Raw genomic sequence first — 25436 nt, 5'->3', positions numbered from 1 at the left:
GTGGAAATGTGGAAATGTGGAAATGTGGAAATGTGGAAATGTGGAAATGTGGAAATGTGGAAATGTGGAAATGTGGAAATGTGGAAATGTGGAAATGTGGAAATGTGGAAATGTGGAAACGTGGAAACGTGGAAATGTGGAAATGTGGAAATGTGGAAATGTGGAAATGTGGAAACGTGGAAATGTAGAATTTTGCGCTGCTATTGTAACCTATAATGGGGCTGTGATGTGGATATTGTTGGTCGTTTTTTTGGCCAAGCCAAATTAGGTATACACTAACCACTAATAGATCTTTAAGTCGGCGTTAGTTAAGAGAGTGTTAAAACTATGCGCTTTCACACACGGGGTAGCTAATTGAAAATTTCTCCAGCCGGATATTCAACTCGCGGTCATCTTGCTAGAATACATTTCCTACGCCTACAAAACACTTTTTTGGAACCACAATGAAGATCCTTGCCGATGAAAACATGCCTTACGTGCAGCAGTTGTTTGGTGATTTAGGCGCGATTGAATTCGTAAATGGAAGGGAGCTAACCTCTTCTCAAGCCAAAGACGCTGATGTGCTGTTAGTGCGCTCCGTGACTAAGGTGAACCAAGCATTACTTGCAAGCAATGACAAACTTAAGTTTGTCGGCAGTGCAACCATAGGTACCGACCATATTGATTTAGACTATCTTGCCAGTCGTAATATCCCATTTTCTAATGCGCCAGGTTGCAATGCCACTGCTGTTGGCGAATTTGCTTTTATCGCCATGCTTGAACTTGCGCAACGTTTTAAAAGTCCTTTAAAGGGCAAGGTTGTTGGCATTGTTGGTGCTGGCAATACAGGTACCGCAGTGGCAAAGTGTTTAAAGGCTTATGGCATTGAAGTGCTACTTTGCGACCCAGTACTAGAGGAAAGGGGTGACAACAGGAGTTTTGTTGCTTTAAGTACCCTGATTGAAAAATGCGATGTGGTTAGTTTACATGTGCCAATTACAAAAAAAGGCGAGCATAAAACCTGGTATCTATTTGATGAAGCGCGCTTAAATAGCTTGCGTGAAAACACTTGGCTACTGAATTGTTGCCGTGGTGAGGTGATTGATAATCATGCACTGCTTAGGTTTAAACAGCAACGAGAAGATGTCAAAGTGGTACTCGACGTATGGGAGGGGGAACCCAATCCGATGCCTGAACTGGTACCTTACATCGAGTTTTGTACGCCGCATATCGCTGGTTACTCATTAGAAGGCAAAGCCCGCGGTACTTTTATGTTGTATCAGCAACTGGCTAAAGTGCTGGCAATAAAAGGCGATAAGCAGATGGAATCGCTACTGCCGCCGCTATGGAGTGAGCAAGTTGCAGTTATCGAAATAGCCGATGAAAGAGCATTATTACAGCTGGCTCGATTTGTTTATGATCTGCGCGATGACGACGAGTTATTTCGAAATAACTTTCTTAATAACCATGGGTTTGATCATATGAGAAAAAATCACAAGCATAGGCGTGAATTTAGTGCATTAAAGGTAGGCAATATAGGCCAAACTGATGTAAATTGGTTGTCCAATTTAGGGTTTTCAGGAGTCGAGCTGTAATTATGTCGCAGGAATATAATGTTGTCGTATTAGGTGCATCGGGCGCTGTGGGTCAAACAATGATTGAGATCCTTGAAGAGCGTAATTTTCCGATTGCAAATTTGTACCCTTTAGCCAGCAGTCGTAGCGCCGGTAATACGGTAAGCTTCCATGGTAAACAGGTCGAGATTTTAGACGTAGATACCTTTGACTGGTCACAAGCTCAAATTGGTTTCTTTTCTGCGGGTGGGGATGTGTCTGAAAAGTGGGCGCCTATTGCCGCTGAGCAAGGTTGTGTTGTTATCGATAACACTTCGCATTTCAGATATGACATTGACGTACCACTAGTGGTACCAGAAGTGAACCCTGAAGCGATTGCTGACTTTAGAAATCGTAATATCATAGCCAATCCTAACTGTTCAACGATTCAAATGTTGGTAGCGTTAAAGCCTATCCATGATGCTTACGGGATCTCGCGTATTAACGTTGCAACATATCAGTCTGTATCAGGTTCTGGTAAACAGTCAGTTGAAGAGTTAGCCACACAGTGCTCTAAGTTGCTTCAAGGTTTACCTGTTGAGCCAAAAACTTATTCAAAACAAATTGCGTTTAATGTGTTACCGCAAATTGATAAGTTTATGGACAATGGCTACACCAAAGAAGAGATGAAGATGGTGTGGGAAACACAGAAAATCTTCGGTGATGAAAATATTGTCGTGAACCCTACCGCAGTGCGTGTACCTGTGTTCTATGGCCATTCAGAAGCTATTCACCTTGAAACTCTGCAACCTGTCGACGCTGAAGATGTTAAATCCGTGTTGCGTGGGGCACCGGGTGTTGAGCTGTTTGAGTCAGATGAAGAGTATCCGACTGCCGTTGACGATGGTGCAGGAACAGATCCAGTTTATGTTGGTCGAGTTAGAAAAGATATTTCCCATGACAATGGCATAAACCTATGGGTCGTATCAGATAATATTCGTAAAGGCGCTGCATTAAATAGCGTACAGATAGCTGAAGTGTTAATCCGAGATTATTACTAAACTGATTTAGTACTCGATTAATTGCTTAAAAAGCCCGCACAATGCGGGCTTTTTATGTTTTAGACTTGTGAACAGTAGCAGGGCAACTTAATCTAGTTTATAGTAATCTCAATAAATACAATTGCCTAAAGCTGGTCGCTAAAGAGTGACTTCTACGCTTCAAAGGGAAGGATTGATGAACTTTCGCACTTCGCATTTTGCTGGCATCATTGCCGCTGCTTTAACTGTTTTTGCTGTTGCTCCTTCGATTAACCTGGCGACTGCAGAACCATTAAAAATTACTGGTCCTGAAGGTCAAACTAAAACAGTTAAGCGACAATATGGGCCAACAACATCATCCGATACGTTCTGGAGTATCGCGCAAGCGGTTAAACCTGATAATAGCGTAACCGTTTATCAAGTAATGTCAGCCTTATATGATGCCAATCCCCATGCTTTCAGCGGCAAGAATTATAATAGCTTAGAGCGCGGTATGATTTTGTTAGTGCCGTCAAAAGACGTCATGCAACAGGTCTCCAAAAGCAGTGCTAAAAAACGAGCTGAAAATAACGATCGTGGCTGGAATAATTCAAACCAAACAGTAGCGCCCGCAAGAGTCACTCAACCAGTTGACAAACCTAAGGCCGTAATTCAACCCGAGGTGGCGTCCAAAGCGTCACCTGCTGAAATCAAACTACTTACAGAAAAGCTTGAGCAAGCAGAAGCGTTAAATCTGTCACTCACTGATGAGTTAGCGCGTGCGAGCGATGAAATAACCATAGGTTCAACTGATACTGAATCTTTTCAAGAAGAGATAGCAGAATTACAAGCCGAAAATGCACTGTTAAAACAAGCGTTGCAAGATCGTACGATCGAAAATGAAGCACTAAAGAGTGACATTGCAGCCAAACAGAAAGTGATAGATCAATTAAATCAGCCAAAAGAGCAGCCGACTTCGACAATCTGGCGCTCCTTAATGGACAATCCATTATTACTTGTTCTTGGTGCCGTGGTTCCTGCATTACTGGCTCTTGTTTTATTCTGGCTGTTTATCCGACGCCGTAATGAAAATGAAGCGTCTGCAGAGTCAATGGATGACAAAGAGTTAAATGACGTTCCGGTCGATTCTGATGAGAACGTCACAGCCGCTGACAATTTAGATGAAGACGATCTTAGCCTCGCAGTGCATTTGGATACTGATCAAACTGATGATGCCAGCGGTATCAATGTGATTACTGCTCCAGAGTCCGACGATGTAGACCTTGTGGTTGAAGAAGCCGCAGATGAGGGCCAATCTTTAGATGATTTGTGGGCTGAAGCGATGGGCGAGCAAGATGGCGAAATAGAGGCTACCGATGATTTAGCATCATTCGCAGCTGAAAGCGATGATCTTGATACGTTATTAACTGGAATCGATGAAGAACCTAAAACCAATAAAGCCGCTGCAGATGATGACTTAGATGCACTACTATCAGGTTTTGATGAGGCACCTGAAGCTGACAAAGCATCAGAGGAAGACGATTTAGATGCACTGTTATCAGGTTTTGACGAAGTACCTGCAGCTGACAAAACATCAGAGGAAGATGATTTAGATGCACTGTTATCTGGCTTTGACGAAGTACCTGCAGCAGATAAAACATCAGAGGAAGACGATTTAGATGCACTGTTATCTGGCTTTGACGAAGTACCAGCAGCAGATAAAACATCAGAGGAAGATGATTTAGATGCACAATTATCAGGTTTTGACAAAGCACCTGAAGCTACTAACAACACCGTAGCGGAAGATGACTTAGATTCACTTTTAGCTACAAGCAGCTCAGCAGGCTATGAAGATGTAAGTGATGCTGATGAACTCGATTCACTACTTGCAGAATTCGAAATTAAGGCTGATGAAACAGAGATAAAAGCAGATGGTAGTGATATCGATGCGCTTTCAGATGAAGTTGCTGCAGAGTTAGAATTGCCGCTAGAGATCGCAGCAGAGTTAGATCTTAACGTTGAAGATGTGAGTACAGACGAGGCAGAGCTTGATCAAGAGCTAGACACATTACTTGCTAATCTCGAAGCGCCTGTTGATGAAAATGCTGCAAAATTCCCACAAGAGTCGATTGCACTCATTGATGATATTGCAGCAGAGCTAGAAACTGAGCTACCAAAAGAAGTGGTCGAAGAGGGTGAACTAGATAGCTTATTAGCTGAGTTCAATTTGTCGGATACCCCCGCAGACGAAGTGCTAAGTGAGCTTAACGTTAGCGAAGAGGCTAACACTGAAACGCCGGAAACTACTGAGAGTGACTTTAGCTTAGATTTCGATCTCAGCGACTCTGATATCACTTCAGATGAAATTAGTGAAGATGTCAGTATTGAGTTAGATCCAGTCGCAGAACGTGTTGATACTAAACTAGCTGATGACAATATGCTTGAGTTTAGCTCCGAGCCAATAGAGCCAAGTGTTAAAGCTGACAAAGACAGCGGCTTTTTTGATGACTTAAAAGGGACAAAAAAACCAGAACCCACTGCGCTAGATTGGAATTCTGTCACCTCTGAAGTGGATTCAGCAGCACTTTCTGATGATGAACTGCTTAGCGAGTTAGCTGCTAGCGGCGGTTCGAATGTCGCAGCAGAAGATGAAGAGCTCGACGCATTTATTATTGAAGATGATAGTAAATTAACAGTCGATCAAGCATTAGCTGCGCTTGATGCTAATGAAAGCAGTGACCCATCTAACGATATTCCAGAGCACGATTTAACCACTTTCCAAAAAGATAACGGTTTTATCGATATCGATAGATTATTGAATGAAGCCGAAGAAGAGAACGTAGAGACAGATCTTTACCAAGAGTTAGATGTCGATATGGGCGAGCTCGACTCTTTGATGGGTAATACATCTATGGTTGATGTGGATGATGCTGAAAATTCAATCAATGCCAAGCTTGATTTAGCCCGTGCGTATATTGAAATTGATGACAATGATAGTGCTCGCGCATTACTCAAAGAGGTGGAACTTGACGGTAATGAGAGACAGCAAGAAGAAGCGTCAGGTTTGATAAAAGAGTTGGTGTAAAATATTCAGTTAAAAACGGCGCCTAAGGCGCCTTTTTTATGCTTATCGTTCGGTATGAATATGCTAGAATCGCCGGCTATTAAATATTATTGATTGCCGATAGCTGCGTTTTAAGCAAATGTCGCGGTGGCAAACATGTTTGTACAGAGTTAAGAGGTGTGTGATGCGGGTTGCGTTAGGTATAGAGTACGATGGAAGTCGCTATTATGGTTGGCAGCGCCAGCTCGATGTCGACTCTGTGCAAGGGCAGTTGGAAAAAGCCCTCTCTAAAGTTGCCAATGAGCCAATCACTGTGCAATGTGCTGGCAGAACCGATACTGGTGTGCATGGCACTGGGCAAGTGGTTCACTTCGATACCAATGCGATTCGTAAAGAGACAGCTTGGACACTTGGCGTCAATGTCAATTTGCCTGATGATATTGCCGTTCGTTGGGTTAAAGTCGTCGATGACGAGTTTCATGCGCGTTTTTCAGCGACCGCGAGACGCTACCGTTATATGATCTATAATCATCAATTACGCCCAGGCATTTTGCGTAGTGGCGTAAGCCATTATCGCGGCGATATTGATGAAAATAAAATGCATCAAGCTGCGCAGCTATTTGTTGGCGAGCACGACTTTACCAGCTTTAGAGCATTGCAATGTCAGTCTAAAACGCCTTTTCGTGAAATACATGAAGTTAATGTCACGCGTCAGGGAATGTATATCTGTGTTGATATAAAAGCCAATGCCTTTCTACATCATATGGTGCGTAATATTGTCGGCACCTTACTTGAAATCGGTAAGGGTAATCAGCCAAAGGAATGGGTTAATACATTATTAGCACTTAAAGACAGATCAAAAGCAGCCGCTACGGCGCAGCCCAATGGTTTGTACTTGGTTGATGTTACTTACCCTGAGCATTTTCAATTGCCTAAGCTAGCTTTAGGTCCACTGTTTATGTTGGATTAATCCAGTGATGGAATCGATGAAGCATATTGCGCCTGCAACGAACTCTCCTTTGAGCATTTGGCTCGACTATTTGTTGGCTATTCACCCAACAGAAATCGATATGGGGCTGGCGCGAGTCTCTGAAGTTGCCAAACGTTTATCATTAACTGCACTGGGCGATACCAAAGTGGTCACGGTGGCTGGCACAAATGGCAAAGGAACAACCTGCGCCATGATAGAAGCAGCGCTCAAGCTCACAGATAGAACGGTTGGCGTTTATAGCTCTCCACATCTGCTTAAGTATAACGAGCGGGTGAGAATTAATGGTGTAGATGCTACGGATGCAGCGTTAGTCAGTGCATTTGAAGCCATTGAAGCTGCAAGAGCTGAGATATCGTTGAGCTTTTTTGAGTATGCAACATTGGCAGGATTAGTGCTGTTTAAGCGAGAGCAACTTGATGTTATTTTGCTTGAAGTCGGTCTAGGTGGCCGTCTTGATGCTACCAATATTATTGACGCTGACATCAGTGTGGTCACCTCAATCGATCTGGATCATCAAGAGTATTTAGGTGATACCCGCGAATTAGTGGCAGCTGAAAAAGCAGGCATTTTCAGAGCGGGTCGCCCAGCCATTGTTGGCGAGCCTGACTGCCCACAGCCGCTTATTGATTATGCGCAAAGTATTGGCGCTAACTTATATCGAGTCGGACAAGAGTTTAACTATTCCTGCAGCGATACAAGCTGGAATTATCACGGGCGATCTTTTGATTTAGACCCATTACCTCTACCTAAATTACCCCAACCCAACGCAGCAACGGCTATCGCGGTATTAGAGCACTTATGTCCAAATATTAGCTCTAATTTGCTTGCTGACGTGGTGGGAAATACACAGCTGGCAGGCCGCTTAGAACAGCTTGGTGATAAGCCTTGCGTGATGGTCGATGTTGCTCACAATCCTCACGCCGCTCGTTATCTAAAATCGCGCTTAAGTAAGCTTAACAAAACACGCCTGTTTGCGATTTGTGGCATGTTAAAAGATAAAGATGCAACTGCTGTGTTAGCAGAGCTGTCAATCGATGTAACACATTGGTATCTTACTGATTTAGACGTTCCAAGGGGAGCGAGTGCAGCTTCATTAAAAGCGTTATTGCCGTTACAGAGTAGTGCGAGTTGTTTTGATAACATAGAATCAGCTTGGAAAGCGGTAAAACAGCAAGCAAATGCCGACGATGTGATCATCGTTTTTGGCTCATTTTATACCGTCGCAGGATTTAAAGCGTTGCTTAAGGGAGAGAGTTTTGTCTAGTCATTTTCAAAATCGTCTAGTCGGTGTGATTGTTATTGTCGCGCTAGGAGTGATTTTTTTACCCGATATTCTTGATGGTAAAAAGCAGCGCCAAGAGGAGCAGTTTGCCGAGATCCCACTAAGACCGGAAGTAGAGCAAGCACAGTTACCTCAGCAGGCGATAGAAACGCTAGAGCTAGACACTGAAGTGTCTAACACTGCTGTAGGTGATGATAGCTGGGAAATAGAGCCTACCATAGAAGAAGAAAAAGCCGCAGCTGTGGTAAACACTGAGCCTAAAGTTAAAGAGGTTGCTGTTAGTGCAGAAAGTACAGTGGTTGCCGCTAATAAAAAGCCGGCAGTTGCCAATTCAAAAGCATGGACTATTCAGCTTGGTAGCTTTAAAAACGCTGCAAATGTACAAGCTTTAGTGAAACGGTTAAGAGCTAAAGGCTTTAGCGCTTACACGTTACCAACAAGGCCTGTTGATGGTCAGCTGACGAAAGTGTTTGTCGGGCCAAACATCTCCAAAGATAAATTGACTGCTATGCAGTCAGATATTGAAAAGTTGGAGAAGTTGAAAGGCCGCATTGTGGCATACAACCCCGTCGAAAAATAACAAGGTGTGATTGTCCTATTCTGAGAAATCGTTATTTCGTCTACAAAGCGTGTGAAATAATCCTGTCTCTGATAGAATCGCGCCGTCTTAAACCCTATGCCGGATATACTCTTCAATGGTTTGGATTGATTACGCTATCATCATCGTTATTGGACTATCAACACTGATAAGTTTGGTACGAGGCTTTGTTAAAGAAGCGATGTCACTTGTCGTGTGGTTCGCCGCATTTTTCATCGCTAGTCAGTTTTACCTCAAACTCGCGACTCATCTTACCCAGATGCAAGATGAAATGGTTCGTAACGGCGTAGCCGTCGCTATTCTCTTTATTTCTACGCTTATTTTAGGCGCTTTGGTTAACTATATAATTGGCCAACTGGTTTCTAAAACTGGATTGTCCGGCACCGACAGAGTGCTCGGTTTATGCTTCGGTGCGCTTAGAGGCGCACTAATCGTGAGCGCAATACTATTTTTCTTGGACGCTTTTACTGGAGCGCCAAATACAGATTGGTGGCAGAGTTCAACACTCGTGCCCGAATTTGGAGTTGTTATTCAGTGGTTCTTTGACTACTTGGAAAACACCTCAAGCTTTGTACCCAAAATATAAAATGCACTAAAGCATTATTTGGACTTCGGCCAAGAATTAACTTGGCTGAAGCAAAAATATTTAAATAATAGAACATCTTACAATGAGGAAGCTTACCCATGTGTGGTATTGTCGGAATAGTTGGTCAGTCATCGGTTAATCAAACCATTTATGATGCATTGACTGTGCTTCAGCATCGTGGACAGGATGCTGCTGGCATTGTGACCGTAGACGGATATGCGTTTAGATTACGTAAAGCCAATGGCTTAGTAAAAGACGTTTTCGAAGCCAAGCATATGCAACGCCTGCAAGGTAATTCAGGTATTGGTCACGTGCGTTACCCAACGGCCGGAAGTTCAAGTGCTTCAGAAGCTCAGCCGTTTTATGTTAACTCACCTTTTGGGATCTCATTAGCGCACAACGGCAACTTAACCAACACGGTTGATTTGCATGAGCGCTTGCATAAGCAGCGTCGTCACGTTAGCACGACCTCTGACTCTGAAGTATTGTTAAACCTACTTGCAGATGAATTGCAACATACTACCACTCAACACCTGTCTTCTGATGATGTGTTTAAAGCTATCAGCAAAGTACACGAAATTGCTCGTGGTGCTTATGCGGTTGCGGCTATGGTCATCGGCCATGGCTTAATGGCATTTAGAGATCCGTTCGGTATTCGTCCACTAGTTATTGGTAAGCACGAAACTGAAACGGGCACTGAGTACATGGTAGCCTCTGAAAGTGTTGCGCTGGATGCTGTTGGTTTTGAGTTTATGCGTGATGTCGCCCCGGGTGAAGCGGTTTATATCACACTTGAAGGTGAGCTTTTCACTCGCCAGTGTGCTCATACTCCAAGCTACGCACCGTGTATCTTCGAATTCGTTTATTTTGCTCGCCCAGACTCAACTATCGATAATGTCTCTGTTTATAGCAGCCGTGTAAACATGGGCACGATGCTAGGCGAGAAGATCAAGAGAGAATGGGAAGATCACGATATCGATGTGGTTATTCCTATTCCTGAAACTTCGTGTGATATCGCCCTTGAAATTGCCCGTCATATGGACTTGCCATACCGTCAAGGTTTCGTTAAAAACCGTTATATCGGTCGTACCTTTATTATGCCTGGTCAACAAGAGCGTAAGAAATCGGTGCGTCGTAAGCTCAATGCCATCGGCGCTGAGTTTAAAGGTAAGAACGTCTTACTGGTTGATGATTCGATTGTTCGTGGCACGACTTCAGAACAGATCATCGAAATGGCACGTGATGCTGGCGCTAAGAAAGTGTACTTTGCTTCAGCGGCTCCAGAAATTCGTTTCCCGAACGTTTACGGTATCGATATGCCAACGACTAATGAGCTTATTGCCCATGGTCGTGACGTAGAAGAGATCACCAAACTTATTGGTGCTGATGGCATGATTTTCCAATCACTGCCAGATCTCATTGAAGCTGTACGTAAAGAAAACCCAGCGATTAAGCGTTTTGAAACATCAGTCTTTGACGGCAAGTACGTCACGAATGATGTTGACCAAGCGTACTTAGATCATATTACTCAATTGCGTAATGATGATGCTAAAGCTAACCGCAGCAAAGATATCGGTACTAACCTAGAGATGCATAACGTTTGTCATCCGTAGGTATAGCTTAAATACTCAAAAAGCCGAGTGAGAACTCGGCTTTTTTGTATCTGTAATAAGCTAAAGACTAAACAACTGCTGTGCCCATACAGCCATCCAACTGGCGAACAGCAGTGTATAGGCCACTCGCGTAAAACCATGTCCTAACTTCAAACCTATTAAGGTGCTAACACAGCTGAGGCTGATGGTCAGGCTGGCAAGGACCAAGGGCTCGATTGTTCTATTCTGCGATAATAGCGGCGCGGCAAGAATGACCCAGGCGGTGATAAGTAAAAAGTGGAATAGTAATAACCTATCGAGCCTGACGCCAGGGGTTGTCATTGTGGTTAGCATAGTGGTTCTCCTTTAACGGTACTAAAGTCCTCCTTTAACGATGGCTAATTTAATCACTAAATGAGAATAGTTCTCAACAAAATTTACAATCTTTGAGCAGTTAAACGCCTTTTCATTGCGCTGAATCTCGCCTCAGGTTACAGTTACTGTTAATTTATACAGTGATAAGAATCTGCATCGATGATCTTATATATTGCCGAGAAACCCAGTTTAGGTAGAGCCATTGCCGACGTATTGCCTAAACCACTAAAAAAGGGTGAAGGGTTTATACGCGCAGCTAATGGCGATTGTGTTTCTTGGTGTGTGGGGCACCTATTAGAGCAAGCTGAGCCCGATGCATACTCGCCTGAGTATAAATCGTGGAAATTTGAACATCTGCCAATAGTGCCTGATGTGTGGAAGATGAAGCCCAAATATAAGATGCGTGGCCAGATCTCGGTGCTTAGAGGCTTAGTTAAAGAAGCTACACAGCTGGTCAACGCGGGCGATCCGGATAGAGAAGGGCAGTTGTTAGTCGATGAGATCATTGCTCACTTAGGTGTTAAAGGTAACAAATTAACACAAGCTAAAAGATTGCTGATAAGTGATTTAAACCCTCAAGCGGTAAAGCGCGCCTTGGGGCAACTGCGACTTAACCGAGAATTTATTCCGCTATCAACTTCTGCATTAGCACGCTCACGCGCTGACTGGCTTTATGGCATGAACATGACTCGTGCTTATACCATCCAAGGCCGAAAAGTCGGTTATCAAGGGGTGCTGTCAGTAGGCCGAGTGCAAACCCCCATACTCGGTTTAGTGGTGCGCAGAGATGAAGAGATCGCTAATTTTGTCTCTAAGCCTTTTTTCGAAGTATTGGCGCATTTAACTGCGGAGCAACAGCAAACATTCACCGCCAAATGGCAACCTAGTGAAGCCTGTCAGCCCTATATGGACGAAGATGGGCGAGTATTGTCTAAAGGACTCGCGCAAAATGTAGTCGGCCGTATTACGGGTCAGCCAGCAACAGTAGAAAAAGTGGATGCGCAAGACAAGAAACAAAATGCACCATTACCCTACAATTTATCAAGCTTGCAAATAGATGCCGCTAAACGCTTCGGCATGAGTGCAAAAACCGTATTAGATACTTGTCAGTCATTATACGAGCGTCACAAGCTTATCACTTACCCGCGCTCTGATAGCCGATATTTGCCACAAGAGCAGCATGGCATGGCGCCGAGTGTGATCAACACAGTTAATAAAGGCGCTCCCGAACTAACACAAGGCATTGACGCACCCAATGCCAAGCTTAAATCAAAAGCCTGGAATGATAAAAAAGTCGATGCTCACCATGCGATTATCCCAACGGAAAAAGTGGCTAACTTAAGCAGTTTGAGCCCAGCAGAGAAGCAAATTTATCTGCAGGTGGCTCGGCAATATCTGATGCAGTTTTATAATGCTTACCAATACAAAGAAACGCAGGTTGAAATCATTATTGCTGGCGGCTTATTTAAAACCAAAGCCAAACAGGAAATAGCGAAAGGTTGGAAGCTGCTGCTAAAACAGAGTAAAGCGAGCAACAATACTGATCCAGCCGGGCAAGGACAGGATGACGAGTTAGCAACCATACCGCCATTAACTAAAGGGCAAACCCTTTTTTGTGACCACGGAGAGTTATTAGAGAAGCAAACACAGCCGCCCAAGCATTTTACTGACGCGACGCTTTTAAGCGCAATGACAGGCATTAGCCGTTTTGTTACTGATGTTGAGATCCGTAAAATTCTAAAAGATACCGATGGGCTGGGCACTGAAGCAACCCGTGCAGGTATTATCGAGTTGTTGTTTAAGCGAGGCTTTTTAGTACGGAAAGGCAAGACCATCGTTGCTACTGATGTCGGAAAAGGGTTGATCAACAGCTTACCCCATAGCGCTACCACTCCTGATATGACCGCGCTTTGGGAAAATAATTTGGACTCGATGAGCCGCAAAGAAACCCAATATCAAGCTTTTATGCAGCCACTGATCAGCAAAATTGATGAGCTAATTACCCAAGCGGGCTCGACTTTGCCCACTGCATTGCAAGGGGTGAAAAGCCCGACACCGTTTAAGAAAAAAAGCTATGCACGTAAAGGTGGAAAAGGGCAATCAACAGTAAAGAAACCTGCTCGGAAGCCAAGGGCAGTTAAAAGTTAGCGATTAGAATTTAATGATAACCAATAACTTGTAAAAGTAGGCTTGCTTGTCGATCTCTATCATGTTTCGCAAATCATTTTGAGTGTAGGGCTATTTCGCTAAGATAAAAGCGGTTATCATTTGTGATAGTTTGGCTGGTGCCAGTTTACGCTTTTAGGAAAGTTGTTGTTTAATTCACGAAAATCAATGCAGATGTTCCAATCTAATTTGACACTGGCGTTATTGCTGGTGGTTTTTGTGTCGCAGATTTTCCCAACATGTGTGGCTGCAGATATTCATCATGTTGATCAAAGCATGAGTCAGACTCATCACTTTGAGAATAGCTTACCAACTGAACTGCAACAAGACTGTTGCGATAACGCTGTGCATGCCTGTAGCCACATGGTTGATGTTAGTGAGCAAGATGAGCATAGCGATGATTTCCATACCGCTTGTCATCCGCCTGTTGAGCTAGGCACAGTGGCTAAATCGACTGGTGTAGAAGATCGCACCTTGTTTGCGATTAGCTATCAAAACCGCAGTTATGCGCCACCTATTCCCCCTCCATATCGTTAATCCCTGTTTCGTTTAATTGAATTATTTTTGAGTCATTAGATTAGTTAAAACACTGAATCTTAAGCATTTCAACATCTGTAACTGCCAGTTATTGCCAGTTATTGATTATATTGCAGATTTAAGGTCCGTTTGACGTGCAAAGTCTAAGCTCGAATCAATGAGTCAATGCATTGTTTATATTTCAGTTTTTACTGCAGTTAAAACAAGCAAAGACTTAACTAACAGGAGTTTCGTCTCGTGATAAGAGATAAAAATATCTACTTGGTGGCGTGTCAACGGGCATTGATCACAGTGGCTATCTGCATGGCCGCATTGTATTGCACCAAGAGTATAGCTGCACAAAAAGCACAATTAGCCTCATCACAGCAGCAAGGCTTAGCAGCAACAACGAATGCTGGTATCAGCCTATCTTGGGCATTAGAGCAAGCATTGCTTAACAATATCGCGCTGAAATCGTTTCCCTACTCTTTACGATCAAGTGAAGCAATGGTTTTGCAAGCAGGTATTACACCTAACCCTGAGCTGTCGGTGAGTGTCGAAAATATTCTTGGCACAGGTGATATGCAGGGTGTTGATAACGCTGAAATCAAATTAGTGTTAAGCCAGCTCATAGAGCTAGGCGAAAAACGTCAGCATCGCATCGACTATGCCCAAGCAGGCCAAAAACAGCAGCTTAGTGACTATGAGTCGATCCGCTTACAAGTGCTAGCGCAAACTACCGAGCGCTATTATCAGCTACTGCGTTTACAGGCACTACAAGCTTGGATCGACAGACGTATTGAACTTGAGCAAGCCTCGTTAGTGGCGATTAAAACTCGTGCTAATGCTGGCGCGGTCATCCAAGCTGATGTTAGCAAAATGCAGTTGCGTTTAGTGCGCTCGAAGGTATTAAAGCAGCGTATTGATGGCGACTTTAATGTGGCTAAGCAGAAGTTATCGGCTATGTGGTCAAGTGAGGTTAAATTCACCGCTGCTAACGATAAACTCAAGCCATTAGTGGTGTTGCCAACAGCTGCAAGTGTACTCAATGCGATTGAAACAGCGCCGCAGTATTTACAACTACTCAGTGTCGAGCGCTTGCTTATCGCCAAGCGTCGAATGGAAGAGTCTAAAGCCAAGGCTGATATTACCTTAGGGGTGGGCGTCAAGAGTTTTGATGGCTTTGATGACGGCGCATTAATGTTTAACTTTTCAATGCCGCTGCAGTTTTCTAATCCAAATCAAGGCAATATCCTTGCTGCTAAGGCACAAGAGGATAAAGCCCATGAACAACAGCGATTTGCTCGTGAGCAACTTAAGTTGACCTTGTTAGAGTTGCACCAATCTATGCTCAACAATGCTAAACAAGCGCAGTTGTTAAACGCACAAGTATTACCGCTAGCCAAGCAACTTCAACAACATACTCAATCTGCTTACCAAACAGGTCAAGCTAATGTGCTGCAACTTGCCGATGCACAATCAGAACTTTTTAGCGTTGAACGCGAACTGATTGAAGCCAAAACGGCAGTATATTTGGCATTGCTTGCCATTGAGCGCATTACTGGGCAGTCAATGACTGTCGCTAACACCAACATAAAGCCTGTTGTGGCAATGGAAATTCGATAATGAAACTTAATTTTAATATTTTATCTGCACAGCTGGCAGCCACTCTTTTGTCTCTCTCTTTATTGACTGCTGGTACATTGGCGCCTGTTGGTGTTGCAAATGCCAGTGGTGACCACGGACATGGCCATGAGGAAGAGGAAGAGCACCAAGAGGAGGGGCCACATGGTGGCCGACTTGTGGAACATGAAGATTTCTCACTGGAGATCACTATGGCAGAGTCTGGGATCCCACCTGAAATGCGTATATACGCTTTTTATAAAGGTGAGCCAGTTAACCCCAATGAAGTCGAGCTATCAGTGACTTTTACCCGCCTAGACGGCGCTATCGATAAGGTTCACTTTAGCGCTGAAGAGCAATATTTAGTCAGTCAAACCAGTGTACGCGAACCGCACTCTTTCGATGTCGAGGTTCATGCTGCATTTAAAGATCACGATTATGATTGGCACTACGAAAACCACAATGGTCGAGTAACGATTAATGATCGCTTACTGGCATTATCTGGCGTTGAAACGGCAAAGAGTGGCCCACAAGAGCTGCACTTTGTTGATAGGTTATTCGGCGTTGTTAGCGCCATTACTGACAAGCAGTTTAGTGTATCTGCGCCCTATACTGGCGTTATCGAGCAGCTTAATGTCACAGTGGGTGACAGCGTCGAGAAAGGTCAAGTGATTGCCACTGTCAGGAATTCATCAACTTTGCAGCGCTATACAGTTAAAAGCCCTGCAAAGGGTCAGGTGACTGAACAGATGCTGTCGGTAGGTGATAGCACCTTTAACCAAGCTTTATTGCGAGTTAGCGATCTTTCCAATGTGTGGATTGATATGTCGGCGTTTCCAAAAAACTTAGGGCGAGTTTCGCTTGGTCAAAAAGTGACGATTGGTGATGATGACCACGGAAATAGCGAACAAACTCACAGCGAAGGTAAAGCCGTTAGCACTATAAGCTATATTGCACCTGTGATGACCGGAGGTCATATTGCCCGAGTACGCGCCGTTATTGCAAACCCAGACGGTCACTGGCGTCCAGGTATGCATGTACAAGCTAATATCGAAACACGTTCAAAGAAGGTGACTCTCGCGGTTCGCGAAGATGCACTTCAAACCTTCAATGACAAGCCAACTGTTTTTGTTAAACACGGTAATACCTTCGAAGCCCGTATGCTGACACTGGGTGAGTCTGATGGCGAGTTTGTTGAAGTGCTAGAAGGACTTGAGCCAAACGCTGAGTACGTGACTGAAAACAGCTACTTGCTAAAAGCAGACATCATGAAAAACGCGGCTAAGCACGTACACTAAGGACGAAACCATATGGATACTATTATCTCATTCGCCCTTAAACGGCGATTATTGGTACTAGCGATTACACTGCTCATTGCGCTATTAGGGGGTTATAACACCCTCAAGCTACCTATTGATGCTGTGCCAGACATTACCAATGTGCAAGTGCAGATCAACACCGCGATTGCTGGCTATTCACCGCTTGAGTCGGAGCAAAGGCTGACCTATGTGATTGAAAATGCCATGGCGGGGATCCCAAGTTTAGATTATACCCGCTCGATCTCGCGTTATGGCTTGTCACAGGTGACTGTCATTTTCGAAGAGGGCACTGATATCTACTGGGCGCGGCAACAGATAAGTGAACGCTTACAAGGCGTTCGCAGTGAGCTACCTACAGAAGCCGAACCTGCGCTTGGCCCTGTTAGTAGTGGTTTAGGCGAAGTATTTACTTACTCCATTCGCGCCCTTGATGGAGCGGTAAAAGAAGATGGCACGCCTTATAACGCTGAAGATCTGCGTACGATTCAAGACTGGATCATCCGCCCGCAGCTGGTAAAAGTTAATGGCGTTACAGAAATCAATAGCTTGGGTGGTTATGAGCGCGAATATCAAGTCGCGCCAGTGCCAGCGAAGTTATTGGCATTTAAGGTGACTGTTGATGATGTTATCACCGCGCTTGAGCGTAATAATCGCAATGCAGGTGCCGGTTATATCGAGCGCAGCGGCGAGCAATGGCTAGTCCGTTCGCCAGGGCAACTTAAAGATCTAGAGTCAATTCGCCAAGTTGTCGTCACCAAGCGTGATGACGCACCTGTGCGAATAGGCGATGTTGCTGATGTGTTTTATGGTAAACAGCTGCGTACTGGCGCCGCCAGTCAAAACGGTGAAGAGACCGTGCTGGGCACTGCGTTTATGTTACTGGGCGAGAACAGTCGCATTGTTGCCAAAGAGGTTGGGGAGAGACTCAAGCTGATTAATGCCAGCTTGCCTGAAGGCATAGTGGCGGAAGCCGTTTATGACCGTACAACCTTAGTCGATAAAGCGATTGAAACGGTACAGAAAAATCTATTTGAGGGTGCTGTACTGGTTATTGTGGTGCTGTTTGCGTTACTGGGTAATTTCCGCGCGGCATTGATTGCAGCGCTCGTTATCCCTCTGAGTATGTTATTTGCCATTACCGGTATGACCGCAAATCGCGTGTCGGGTAACTTGATGAGTCTTGGCGCAATTGATTTCGGCATTATTGTCGATGGCGCAGTGATCATTGTTGAAAATGCCCTACGCCGCCTAGGTATGGCGCAACATCAGTACGGTCGATTGTTGGTACTTGAAGAGCGTATTAAAGTCGTTGCAGAGGCAACTAAAGAGGTATTTCGCCCGGCAGTGTTTGGTGTATTGATCATTATGTTGGTCTATCTGCCGATATTTGCCCTAAGCGGTGTCGAAGGCAAAATGTTCCACCCGATGGCCTTTACGGTCGTAGCTGCACTTATCGGTGCATTGTTGTTTTCGGTAACGTTTGTGCCAGCAGCCATAGCGCTATTTGTAAAAGGTAAAGTGAACGAGAAAGAAAACTGGCTGATGGCTGGTGCGCGTAAAGCCTATGAGCCAGTGCTATTTTTCTCGCTCAAGCGTCCTTTTATTATCATTGCTGGCGCTATCGTGCTGATGGTGGTGACCAGTGTTCAGCTTAGTCGTCTGGGTTCTGAATTCTTGCCAAAACTCGATGAAGGGGATATCGCCATGCATGCCATGCGGATCACTGGCACCGGGCTTGAGCAATCGATTGAGATGCAAAAAAAGCTCGAAGTAGTGATTAGTGAGCTTGATGAAGTTGAGCGGGTATTTTCAAAGGTGGGAACACCAGAAGTGGCAACCGATCCTATGTCGCCAAGTGTTGCCGATACCATCTTGATCATCAAACCACGCTCAGAGTGGGCAGATCCGACTAAGACAAAAGCGCAGTTTGTTGATGAACTTCGTGAGCATGTTGAGCAAGTACCGGGTAATAACTATGAGTTTACCCAGCCCATTGAGATGCGCTTTAACGAGTTAATCGCTGGTGTGCGCGCTGATGTGGCACTGCGGATCTATGGTGATGACCTCGATACCTTAAAAGATGCGGGCGACCGCGCTGTCAGGTTGTTCCAAGGCATACAGGGCGCAACCGATGTGCGCGTTGAACAGATGTCTGGTCTGCCAACGTTATCGGTCGAGCCTAACCGCGATCATTTAGCCTTGTTGGGTCTGACGATTGTTGACGTGCAACAAGCTCTACAAACAGCTGTTTCGGGCATACCTGTCGGGCTTATCTATGAAGGTGATAGACGTTTTAAGCTGGTTGTGAGAATGGCGGATGATATTAGCCAAGATCTTGACAAACTAGCCAATATCCCGATAGCACTGTCAAGCGAGCTAAACCCCGATTTAAGCTATGTGCCTTTGGGCGAAGTGGCTGAGCTGCACTTTAAAGTGGGGCCTAATCAAATCAATCGTCAAAGTGGTAAGCGCCATGTTGTGGTCACTGCGAATGTAGATGGCCGTGATTTAGGCTCGTTCATCCAAGACACTCAAAAAGTGATGGCTGATGATTTAGCTTTGCCAAGTGGTTACTGGAGTGAATACGGCGGCACCTTCGAGCAGCTAGAATCGGCATCGAACCGTTTGATGATTTTGGTGCCATTGACACTTCTATTGATTTTTGGCTTGCTATATAGCGCCTTTGGCTCAGTGCGCGACTCACTCATTATCTTTAGCTGCGTACCGTTAGCGCTTACGGGCGGCGTATTGGCTTTGGTATTGCGTGATATGCCATTGTCGATCTCAGCGGCGATTGGCTTTATTGCACTATCAGGCATTGCGGTGCTAAATGGCGTGGTGATGCTGAGCTTTATTAAAGAGCTTAAACTGCAGGGGCTAGAGCTTATTGAGGCGATTAAGCAGGGCGCAAGCCAACGTTTACGCCCAGTGATGATGACGGCATTAGTGGCAAGTTTAGGCTTTGTACCGATGGCGCTCAATATCGGTACTGGCGCTGAAGTGCAACGGCCACTGGCTACAGTAGTGATAGGCGGTATTATCTCGTCAACACTGCTGACGTTAGTGATCTTGCCAGTGCTGTACTCATTGGTTTATCGCTTTAGTCGTAAACAGCGCTCAGCAACGAGTTAAGCTGTAGCAAGTAACAACGAAGTTAATCCGTGAAATATAAAGACGATAAAGGCAGCGCCTTTATCGTCTATTTTAGGTTTTTATATTGATTACTGAGCGGGTCATAGTGGTAACCGATATCGGCAAGCTTAGAGTCTAGCAATTGCTTATCAATATCCATCTCATAAAAAAGCGCGGCTTGGTCGCTGCAGGTCAATCTGAGTTTTTCGTTAACGATCCCAAGCAATGTTGCAGAGCTAAGCTGTTCCAGATGAGTGATGTCCATCAGAGTTAACCTCAATATGAGAGAGGCTTTAAATATGGTTTTTGAGGCAAAAAAAAGCAAGCCTAAATAAGGCTTGCCAAAGGTGATACAGGTGAGGAACTGATTACATTATGTCGATGTAAGCTTAAGTGTTTCTTAATTAACGTAAGTTTTCCCCACGGTTAATTGCAATTAATCTGTCCAGAATATGCTCGCCATTCATACGAATACCGTTGTGCTCATATTCAGAGGTTAACCAGTACTTTAAGTTGCCTACTTTCGCTGCGGTTTCTAAGCTATAACGCATCTCAACAAACATATCTTCGCTATATATCGCTGCGGCAACAGGCACCTTGTTCTCTGCTAATTTTGTTGGTTGATATAGCATCGGCCAATCGCTTTTTTCAGCTAGCATAGCCGCAGCCTCTTTTAACGGCTTAAGGTTATTGAACTGCTCAAACATCCACGGATAGATCATCTCTCCGGTGAAAAGAAACGGCTTATCTACGCTGTAGTTAAACTGTGGGTACTGCTGCCTTACTCTATGGGCTGCCCAGTTTGACGCACTGTTCTGACAATAGATGGATTCATGCAGCAAGGCAAAAATGGGGTTGGTGTTGTAATCGAGTAACTGGCAGAAATGTGCCAAAAATAGCGGGTTTACAATGGTACCGCTTGCCGTTGTGATTAGCGCATGCTCCAGTAGGTAGTAGACGCTCTCTGGGCCTTGCTCCATGCCTATGTTTATGCCCAGTAGTTGTAACATCTCAACGGTAAGCTGCTCGCCTGTAGCCAGCCTTACCTCGTTTTCGCTAATATGCTGTGCTAGCGCTTTGACTAGGTCTTGCGCATCAGTAAAACGGGCAAAAAAGTCATTGTTCTTAGTGATAACCCGCAGGTATGTGGCTTGGTAGACTTCATCGGCACTGCGGTTAAGTGACGGAATACCGCCAGTAATATAAGCTTCTTCGACGCCATCTGGCGCATCGTTAAGGTATTTTAAAACACAGAAACCACCAAAGCTTTGCCCTAGAATTGACCATTTGTCATCGCCAACCAATTGCTGACGAATAGACTCGGCATCGCGGATAATATTGTCGGCGCGAAAGTGGCTCAAGTATTCGCTTTGCTGGTCTGAATTCAAGTGTGTCAGGCTTGCAGAGCTTACTGGAGTCGACAGCCCGGTACCACGTTGATCGAGCAACAACACTCTAAATTCTTGTAAAGCGCGTTTTATCCAGCCACCTGTCGCAGCGGGCCTTACCGCTCCAAACCCTGGTCCACCTTGAAAAAATACAATAAAAGGCAGTTGTTTGTGTTGGTTCTCAGGGCTGACTAATTCGCGAGCGAAGACTTCAATTGTCTCACCTTTAGGCTGTTGATAATCAAGGGGCAGGGTGAAGGTATGTTTACGGGCAACCATGCCTGCAAAGGTGAGTTGTGGGATCATGTTGTTCGCCTTGTTTGTTGTTAACTATTATTGGGGCAATGAGGTTGGAGATTGTATACCGAAATCGGGCAGCTGTGCTGTAAATTTCTAGCAAATAACTAATTGACCGCAGCATAAAGTATTTGAAAAATCCTTTTGCAGCAATTACTTGTCAGTGATAGAGTGACAAGTAATAATTAGATTGCCTTGTCAGTTATCCTACTGCTGTTGAATAAGCTGTTAGCTTTCAGAGATAAAAATGAATTATCACTATTTGCCCATCTATGGATTATTAATTGCTTTATCTACATCATTCTACTTAGGTTATTTACCGCCAATCATCTTCTTGATATTCATTATTGCGAGCTTTTTAACTTTCCTAATCTACGCAAAAGATAAAAAGGCTGCTCAAAACAATGAATGGCGCGTATCTGAGAGCAAACTCCATATATATTCACTTTTGTTTGGTTGGCCAGGCGCTATAGTTGCACAGCAAAAGCTGCGTCATAAGAGTAAAAAGAAAAGTTTTCGGTTAATATTTTTGCTTACAGTCTTATTGAACATCGCATTTGTCGTTGGGATGCATACCCATGAAGGTTCTACTTTATTGAAAAAATATACTAGCGAGCTGAAAATTTATGTGAATAAAAGCGTCGATAATCAGCATGTTCGTAAAGCAGTATCGTTTCTATTAAGTGCTCACAATGAAAATTATCTCTACTACGAAAGCCCTACACGTTATATACGAGAAGGCTGATATTTTGCTAAATAGGCATATTATTAATGGCGAGTTGTAAATTTGGCATACTGAAATTGAAAAGCGGCGAGTTTCAGTCAAAAGAGCTGATATACAGCCCTAAGTTAATAGAAACCACTTTGCACTGAAGCTACCTTGTTACTGCTTTAAAATCCGTTGAGCATATTTACATTTACCAAGTTATGCCGGCGTCATACTTGCTAACTAAGCAGGTTCAACCGCTCTCAGTTTTACTGTCTTTTCGCTTAATATCCAGTGTTTATCCGCTATCCCCTGTTGAATATAGCTCAAGTTCCTGCTTTGGTTAGTACTTGTAGTTGTTAATAAACATGAGGATCGCTATGCTATTGATTAATAATGGCTGCCACCTAATTATTCGGTATGGAACTAATAGGTAAGGTATGAATAGCCATTAACAACTTCAAAAAATCTGTTCCATTATAAGGAAAGTAACGTGCAGACTATCAGTGATTACCGCAGCAAGTTTAACGTATTGTTGACATTAGTGTTTTCTCTCATTTTCGTGACTGCTTGCGATAGCAACGATGATACGGAAATGCAATCAGACTTTTTACTCGAAAAGGACTTTGCAGATAACAGTCGCTTGCGTGCCAACCCTGAACAAGGAGTGGTTGCATTATTTCTTGAGCCAGCCACGGCAACTGCAGCGGATGACTCCAATGGTGAATCAGGTACTGATCTTATACCTTACCTATATTCTCGTACCCTCAATCATACGTTTTGCTATGAGGATGGTAATAGCGACTCCAATCACTCTATGGTGCTTAACAATAGCGAAGGCGAAGAAGTGCTTAGCATGTCAGCCAATGACGAGTGTGTCTCGGCAATAATGCCTGCTGGTGAATTTCAATTGGTACTGACTCACGGTGAACATGTAGAAAGCACAGATCTAACCTTCTTAGTGACACAGCCCAATATTGGTTCCTTGTCTGCAATAAATAGCACTCACTATTCCATTGTTTCCAGGCTACTAAGTCACATAGGTAATCTGCTGATAAGCTCTGCTCATGCTGAGACTACAGATGACAATGTGACTACGCTTATTTCTACTAACGCCTGCAAAAATTGTGATTTATCAGATGCAAATTTGGATAATGCAACACTCACATTTGCTGATCTTTCTGGCGCTGATTTAACTGATGCCATATTAACCAATGTCGATCTTTTCGAATCAACGCTCACCGGAACCAACTTTAGTGGTGCAGATATGAGCAAGGGTGACTTTCGAGGTTCAGAAATGACTTATGCCGATCTCAGTGACGCCAACCTAACTGGAGCTTATTTTTCCAGCGCGCAACTGTCTCCAGCTGACCTTCATAATGCGACCGTCACGGATACGGATTTTGATAACGCCAATCTGGTTGGTGCGACTTGGACTGACGGAGGCATTTGCGATATCACCTCTGTTGGCTTTTGTAATTCAACAGCCGTTGCCGAGTCAGACCCGTGTGATTCAGTTAAGCAAGATGTTACCGATGATGGCAACACCGTTTATAAGTGCTTATTGCCAGCCGTTGACAAGCAAGTGTGTACCACTGAGTATGGTGGGGTTGATGGTGCAACGCCAATAACAAGCTGCGAAGCCATTGACTCTTCAGAGCTGGTTACGTCTGTCAATCTAGTTGATATCTTTAGTCAGGTTAGCTCATCTTTTGATACCACTCTGGACAACGACACTCCTATGGCTATTTTAGCTTGGGGGGGAGAAGGTGGCATAGGTTCTAGTGGCGGACTTTGGACCTCTGGTGGCGATGGCGGTAAGGCTGGGTTTGCATCAACCGTCACTACTCTATCTCATTTCCTAGACAGTTATGGACAAACTTCATTCAACTTCTTCATCGGCGAAAATGGCACACTAAGTAATATTTATGGTGACGGTGGCTCTTCTACACTGGTCATGATTGCAGAAAGTAGCCCTACTTCACTTGAAGACGATGTCATACTTATTGCCGGCGGTGGCGGTGGTGGTGATTCATCTGGATGGATTAATGATGGCACTGATGGCGCTGATGGTGGCGTTGCGGCTTCATCGATTATAGGTCAGGGAACCATTGGTGTAGGACAAAGCTTTGACAGTGGAGCCGATGGCGGCAGCACGGATGAATGGGGAGATGGAGGAAGCGGCGCTGATGACGGTAAAGACGGCATTGGTGGTCAAGGTGGACAAGGGTTTTTAGGGGCTAACAGTGAATGGGTTAATGGCGATCCTGGGGTTGGTTCTAACGGTAGGGGTGGCAATGCCGATGATAGCTTTAGCGGTGCTGGCGGTGGCGGCGGTGGTGGTGGCTATGGCGGCGGTGGTGCTGGCGATGATGCTGCAGGAGCGGGTGGCGGAAGCTGGTCGATTATTCCTGCCACGACTTGTAATAGCGCTCCGACTAAAGAGACTGCACCTTCAACGCCGGGATCATCAGGTGATGACTTTGGCAGTAAAAATGGTGCTGTTGAAGTTTGGATATTTCCAAAAGGCTGTTAGTCACAGATAAAACTCGCAGAGAGCTGGGTGTTTATTCAGTTCTCTACTTGCTTTATGTGCTAGCTAATCTGTTTTAATAAATACCTGTATTTGTTTATTATCAAGCTATTATCAATCTTTTTTGTTACTATCAAGTAGCTATCTTTAGCATTGAAATTAGACATAGCCTGTCTTTTATGTCGTGCCGACAAGTGCCACTTTGCTTGTCTTTCCGCTAGCAATTGCTTTTAAACTCTATCCATTTTTAACTGCAGATCCCAGTCAAAAATAGCGACTTGATAACAGAATAAAGACTCATTTTTCTATTAGCTGCTTTTAATACCAATTGCATTAAAAGTTTGACCATTCAGCGGGAATTCAAAACGCTGTAGGCAAGTAGCGGGATTTGAGCTAATAGTTATTCTCGGCTCTGGCGTCCTGCTTCGCTCTCGATAATTGCTCCTGCATTATTCTACCTTCGACCATCCTTGGTCTCGTACCTCCTAAATCTGACCGCCAAGGAGGGCCGGAATGTCTTATTTTGTATGGAACAAAATAGACCATTTAGTCGTATATCCAAATCCCATAGCGAAGCATACAGCGTTTTGCCAATTTGTTTAACCTCAGCCGCACTACGTGAGCCCCTCAGCCTTTCCACTTCTGCTTTGCATTGGCTTAAAAGGGAATAACCATTTCTTTACCGATGCGCTTTGAATTGAAAAGACTGAGGGGTTC

At 44.4% G+C, this 25436-nt stretch carries 19 protein-coding genes; 16 read left to right on the top strand and 3 right to left on the bottom strand.

The window, feature by feature from the left end; translation table 11 throughout:
• The 9 genes from L2730_RS13725 to purF all read left to right on the top strand — a co-directional run.
• Nucleotides 1-268, top strand: a 268-nt coding sequence (locus L2730_RS13725; RefSeq protein ID WP_248975108.1) for a hypothetical protein, incomplete at its 5' end; no start/stop codon positions are given.
• Nucleotides 269-443: 175 nt separating this feature from the next.
• Nucleotides 444-1574 (top strand): 4-phosphoerythronate dehydrogenase, encoded by a 1131-nt coding sequence (locus tag L2730_RS13720; protein ID WP_248975107.1) that lies wholly within the window; start codon nucleotides 444-446, stop codon nucleotides 1572-1574.
• A 2-nt stretch (nucleotides 1575-1576) separates the two neighbouring features.
• Complete coding sequence (locus tag L2730_RS13715) at nucleotides 1577-2593, top strand: aspartate-semialdehyde dehydrogenase (protein ID WP_248975106.1); 1017 nt, start codon at nucleotides 1577-1579, stop codon at nucleotides 2591-2593.
• 175 nt (nucleotides 2594-2768) lie between these two features.
• Nucleotides 2769-5636, top strand: a complete 2868-nt coding sequence (locus tag L2730_RS13710) for a FimV/HubP family polar landmark protein (protein WP_248975105.1) — start codon at nucleotides 2769-2771, stop codon at nucleotides 5634-5636.
• Nucleotides 5637-5799: 163 nt separating this feature from the next.
• Complete coding sequence (truA, locus tag L2730_RS13705; RefSeq protein ID WP_248975104.1) at nucleotides 5800-6585, top strand: tRNA pseudouridine(38-40) synthase TruA; 786 nt, start codon at nucleotides 5800-5802, stop codon at nucleotides 6583-6585.
• A gap of 16 nt (nucleotides 6586-6601) precedes the next feature.
• Nucleotides 6602-7870 (top strand): bifunctional tetrahydrofolate synthase/dihydrofolate synthase, encoded by a 1269-nt coding sequence (gene folC / locus L2730_RS13700; RefSeq protein ID WP_248975103.1) that lies wholly within the window; start codon nucleotides 6602-6604, stop codon nucleotides 7868-7870.
• The gene (locus tag L2730_RS13695; RefSeq protein ID WP_248975102.1) at nucleotides 7863-8468 is read left to right on the top strand and encodes an SPOR domain-containing protein; all 606 of its coding nucleotides are present in this window, start codon (nucleotides 7863-7865) and stop codon (nucleotides 8466-8468) included. The genes folC and L2730_RS13695 overlap by 8 nt, the downstream gene beginning before the upstream one ends.
• Nucleotides 8469-8583: 115 nt before the next feature.
• On the top strand, nucleotides 8584-9072 hold the full coding sequence (locus tag L2730_RS13690; protein ID WP_020913176.1) for a CvpA family protein: 489 nt from the start codon (nucleotides 8584-8586) through the stop codon (nucleotides 9070-9072).
• A gap of 98 nt (nucleotides 9073-9170) precedes the next feature.
• Nucleotides 9171-10685 carry an amidophosphoribosyltransferase gene (gene purF / locus L2730_RS13685; RefSeq protein WP_248975101.1) on the top strand — a complete coding sequence of 505 codons (1515 nt, stop codon included), beginning with the start codon at nucleotides 9171-9173 and terminating at the stop codon, nucleotides 10683-10685.
• Between the two features lie 60 nt (nucleotides 10686-10745).
• Here purF and L2730_RS13680 read toward each other — a convergent pair whose 3' ends face one another.
• The gene (locus L2730_RS13680) at nucleotides 10746-11018 is read right to left on the bottom strand and encodes a hypothetical protein (RefSeq protein ID WP_248975100.1); all 273 of its coding nucleotides are present in this window, start codon (nucleotides 11016-11018) and stop codon (nucleotides 10746-10748) included.
• Nucleotides 11019-11198: 180 nt separating this feature from the next.
• Here L2730_RS13680 and L2730_RS13675 point away from each other — a divergent pair, with 180 nt between their 5' ends.
• From L2730_RS13675 to L2730_RS13655, 5 genes are all read left to right on the top strand, one after another.
• Nucleotides 11199-13187, top strand: a complete 1989-nt coding sequence (locus L2730_RS13675; RefSeq protein WP_248975099.1) for a DNA topoisomerase III — start codon at nucleotides 11199-11201, stop codon at nucleotides 13185-13187.
• A gap of 165 nt (nucleotides 13188-13352) precedes the next feature.
• A complete protein-coding gene (locus L2730_RS13670) occupies nucleotides 13353-13742 on the top strand; it encodes a hypothetical protein (RefSeq protein ID WP_248975098.1) in 390 nt (129 codons plus the stop codon).
• A 237-nt stretch (nucleotides 13743-13979) separates the two neighbouring features.
• Entirely contained in the window at nucleotides 13980-15347 is a 1368-nt protein-coding gene (locus L2730_RS13665) for a TolC family protein (protein WP_248975097.1), read from the top strand.
• Nucleotides 15347-16642, top strand: coding sequence for an efflux RND transporter periplasmic adaptor subunit (locus tag L2730_RS13660; RefSeq protein ID WP_248975096.1), 1296 nt, complete (start codon nucleotides 15347-15349; stop codon nucleotides 16640-16642). The genes L2730_RS13665 and L2730_RS13660 overlap by 1 nt, the downstream gene beginning before the upstream one ends.
• Before the next feature lie 12 nt (nucleotides 16643-16654).
• Nucleotides 16655-19795, top strand: a complete 3141-nt coding sequence (locus L2730_RS13655; RefSeq protein ID WP_248975095.1) for an efflux RND transporter permease subunit — start codon at nucleotides 16655-16657, stop codon at nucleotides 19793-19795.
• 67 nt (nucleotides 19796-19862) lie between these two features.
• Here the strand turns inward: L2730_RS13655 and L2730_RS13650 are convergent, their stop codons facing one another.
• Both L2730_RS13650 and L2730_RS13645 read right to left on the bottom strand, forming a co-directional pair.
• Entirely contained in the window at nucleotides 19863-20060 is a 198-nt protein-coding gene (locus L2730_RS13650) for a DUF4250 domain-containing protein (protein ID WP_248975094.1), read from the bottom strand.
• 139 nt (nucleotides 20061-20199) lie between these two features.
• Nucleotides 20200-21489 carry an alpha/beta fold hydrolase gene (locus L2730_RS13645; RefSeq protein WP_248975093.1) on the bottom strand — a complete coding sequence of 430 codons (1290 nt, stop codon included), beginning with the start codon at nucleotides 21487-21489 and terminating at the stop codon, nucleotides 20200-20202.
• 238 nt (nucleotides 21490-21727) lie between these two features.
• Between L2730_RS13645 and L2730_RS13640 the strand changes: the two genes are divergently transcribed.
• Nucleotides 21728-22225 (top strand): DUF1294 domain-containing protein, encoded by a 498-nt coding sequence (locus tag L2730_RS13640; protein WP_248975092.1) that lies wholly within the window; start codon nucleotides 21728-21730, stop codon nucleotides 22223-22225.
• Nucleotides 22226-22679: 454 nt separating this feature from the next.
• Nucleotides 22680-24722 carry a pentapeptide repeat-containing protein gene (locus L2730_RS13635; RefSeq protein ID WP_248975091.1) on the top strand — a complete coding sequence of 681 codons (2043 nt, stop codon included), beginning with the start codon at nucleotides 22680-22682 and terminating at the stop codon, nucleotides 24720-24722.
• The last annotated feature ends 714 nt before the right edge of the window (nucleotides 24723-25436 follow it).

This window comes from Shewanella kaireitica (genome assembly GCF_023284045.1).
In the GTDB taxonomy this organism is placed as follows: Bacteria; Pseudomonadota; Gammaproteobacteria; order Enterobacterales; family Shewanellaceae; genus Shewanella; species Shewanella kaireitica.
This window is presented reverse-complemented; position numbering and strand designations above follow the sequence as displayed.

What these genes read in the sequence shown, in the direction of transcription:
- L2730_RS13715 (WP_248975106.1), top strand. Translation starts at nt 1,577, where the DNA reads ATGTCGCAGGAATATAATGTTGTCGTATTAGGTGCATCGGGCGCTGTG.
- truA (WP_248975104.1), top strand. Translation starts at nt 5,800, where the DNA reads ATGCGGGTTGCGTTAGGTATAGAGTACGATGGAAGTCGCTATTATGGT.
- L2730_RS13645 (WP_248975093.1), bottom strand. Translation starts at nt 21,489, where the DNA reads ATGATCCCACAACTCACCTTTGCAGGCATGGTTGCCCGTAAACATACC.
- L2730_RS13655 (WP_248975095.1), top strand. Translation starts at nt 16,655, where the DNA reads ATGGATACTATTATCTCATTCGCCCTTAAACGGCGATTATTGGTACTA.
- purF (WP_248975101.1), top strand. Translation starts at nt 9,171, where the DNA reads ATGTGTGGTATTGTCGGAATAGTTGGTCAGTCATCGGTTAATCAAACC.
- L2730_RS13710 (WP_248975105.1), top strand. Translation starts at nt 2,769, where the DNA reads ATGAACTTTCGCACTTCGCATTTTGCTGGCATCATTGCCGCTGCTTTA.
- folC (WP_248975103.1), top strand. Translation starts at nt 6,602, where the DNA reads ATGAAGCATATTGCGCCTGCAACGAACTCTCCTTTGAGCATTTGGCTC.
- L2730_RS13720 (WP_248975107.1), top strand. Translation starts at nt 444, where the DNA reads ATGAAGATCCTTGCCGATGAAAACATGCCTTACGTGCAGCAGTTGTTT.
- L2730_RS13640 (WP_248975092.1), top strand. Translation starts at nt 21,728, where the DNA reads ATGAATTATCACTATTTGCCCATCTATGGATTATTAATTGCTTTATCT.
- L2730_RS13690 (WP_020913176.1), top strand. Translation starts at nt 8,584, where the DNA reads ATGGTTTGGATTGATTACGCTATCATCATCGTTATTGGACTATCAACA.
- L2730_RS13680 (WP_248975100.1), bottom strand. Translation starts at nt 11,018, where the DNA reads ATGCTAACCACAATGACAACCCCTGGCGTCAGGCTCGATAGGTTATTA.
- L2730_RS13650 (WP_248975094.1), bottom strand. Translation starts at nt 20,060, where the DNA reads ATGGACATCACTCATCTGGAACAGCTTAGCTCTGCAACATTGCTTGGG.
- L2730_RS13660 (WP_248975096.1), top strand. Translation starts at nt 15,347, where the DNA reads ATGAAACTTAATTTTAATATTTTATCTGCACAGCTGGCAGCCACTCTT.
- L2730_RS13675 (WP_248975099.1), top strand. Translation starts at nt 11,199, where the DNA reads ATGATCTTATATATTGCCGAGAAACCCAGTTTAGGTAGAGCCATTGCC.